The organism is Roseburia sp. 1XD42-69, assembly GCF_003612565.1.
Lineage (GTDB): Bacteria > Bacillota > Clostridia > Lachnospirales > Lachnospiraceae > Roseburia_B.
Genome location: NZ_RAZG01000188.1, coordinates 1 through 1,746, shown reverse-complemented (window position 1 = coordinate 1,746; position 1,746 = coordinate 1). Strand labels below are relative to the sequence as shown.

Below are 1,746 nucleotides of genomic sequence, written 5' to 3'. Positions count from 1 at the left end.
AATATTCAATTAAAATACAGTAACTGTGCGGGTTTCAGCAGTTAATGCTGTTATTCCGTGAATAATTCAGGTTAAGTATTAAAAAAACTGAAAGAAGGGCAAAAAAGCGCATACATGTTGATTAGGAATAGTAAAAATAAACAGACAAAAGCAGGAACTTATTATATTGTGATAAGTAAATCTTTTGCAAAATCAGGTTTTCAGTATAGTATTGCTTATTAGCAGGAGGGACTAACATTGAAAAAATCATATAGAATAGTATCAATTATTTTAACTTTAATGATTTTGGGAATTCCCATTTTACATTCTAAAGAGATAAAGGCAGACGTGATGCCGCCGGAGGAATTAAGTTTTACCCCTGTTGTTTTTGGAGAGATAACTAGTGAGACACAGAAAGTAATTGTGTTTTCCTATGGAGATGAGTTTGTGCCGACGACTTTGAAGGTCAGTAATGGAAAACAAACAATTTTTAAGAAAACTTATAAGAAAAGTGCAGTCAGGTTAATTGAAATTCCCAGGCAAAAGCCAGGCACATGTTTACAGTTTTCGTTGAAAACTTCTTACGGGAAAAAAGGGGGTATAGTAAATAGAACTGTAAAAAATGCAGGGACTGTATCAAAGAAAAAAGTTTCTTCTGTTTTCAAACCCAAAGTATCAGGAAAAATCACAGATAAGAGCACCAGCGTGAAAGTTTATGCGAAAAAAGGAACGACGCTTTATGTAAAACATGGTTCTCTAACCCTGGCAAAAAAGAAGTACAAAAAAAGCGGTTATCAGAGCCTTTCCATTAAAAGGCAAAAGGCAGGGGAAGTAATTACATTTTTTGCAGAAAATAAAAAGGGAAGAAGTAAGTATGTGGAAAAGGTGGTGTCTGATGTTACTGCTCCGGCAAAACCTAAGGTAGAGGTGGCAGGTTATGATATAAGGGTGACCGGCGAGGTTGGAACGGGTGTTTATATAAAGGATGTCACAGGAGATGATATGCGTGATAATTGGATATTTATGGGGGTATTGGACAAAAAGGTTGAATTTTTTACGCCGTATATGTATTATTTGTTAGATGAACCTTGGAATGATGGCCCATATCAGGTCCGGTTGGTAGATGCATGGGGAAATAAGAGTAAAATTGTAACAGTAAATATTCCCAACAAAGGAGCAGAAGTTTCAGATTAAGAATAGATTATTGAAATTAAGTTGTAATTTTTGGAGGGAGAGAAAGAAAATGAAAAAGAAATTACGTATTTGTTGTTTACTACTTGCAGTCCTTTTATTTACAGGTATAAAGGAAGATACAGTGAGAGCCGCCCAGGTAAATCCGGCGGTGGAACCGAAAGCCAAGTCATCTTCCGACAGTAAAAGTGCAAAATATTTTGCCGTGAAAATATCGGGAAAAGGAGAAAAGATTGTCGTAACCATTCCGAAATTTAAGAAGGGGGATACAGCAAAAGTAACATTGTGTAACAGCAGGAAACAGCCCATAAGCAAATCGGTAAAAGTTGCAAGAGCATCCTCTAAAATTAATTTTTTTGTGAAAGGCGGGTCAAAATATTATATTAAGGCAGATTGAAGTGACAGGAAGTTAAAGGTAAAAGCGAAAAGAAAAATTTTGAAAACCTCTTCCGGAAATTCATTTGATTCCGCAGTGACAATAAAACCCGGAAGTCACTGGCTGATTGAGGCTGTAAAAAATCTTGTGTCTATGAACTTTAGACTTTCCTGATAAGAATTAGATATGTAAGAGTATTT

The 1,746-nt window shown here is 35.6% G+C and carries 2 protein-coding genes; both read left to right on the top strand.

The window, feature by feature from the left end:
* The first annotated feature begins 237 nt into the window (after window positions 1-237).
* A complete protein-coding gene (locus tag D7Y06_RS24930; RefSeq protein ID WP_120410159.1) occupies window positions 238-1,173 on the top strand; it encodes a hypothetical protein in 936 nt (311 codons plus the stop codon).
* Window positions 1,174-1,222: 49 nt separating this feature from the next.
* Window positions 1,223-1,567, top strand: coding sequence for a hypothetical protein (locus D7Y06_RS24925; RefSeq protein WP_120410158.1), 345 nt, complete (start codon window positions 1,223-1,225; stop codon window positions 1,565-1,567).
* The last annotated feature ends 179 nt before the right edge of the window (window positions 1,568-1,746 follow it).

Coding starts and splice junctions, on each gene's coding strand:
- D7Y06_RS24925 (WP_120410158.1), top strand. CDS start 1,223: ATGAAAAAGAAATTACGTATTTGTTGTTTACTACTTGCAGTCCTTTTA.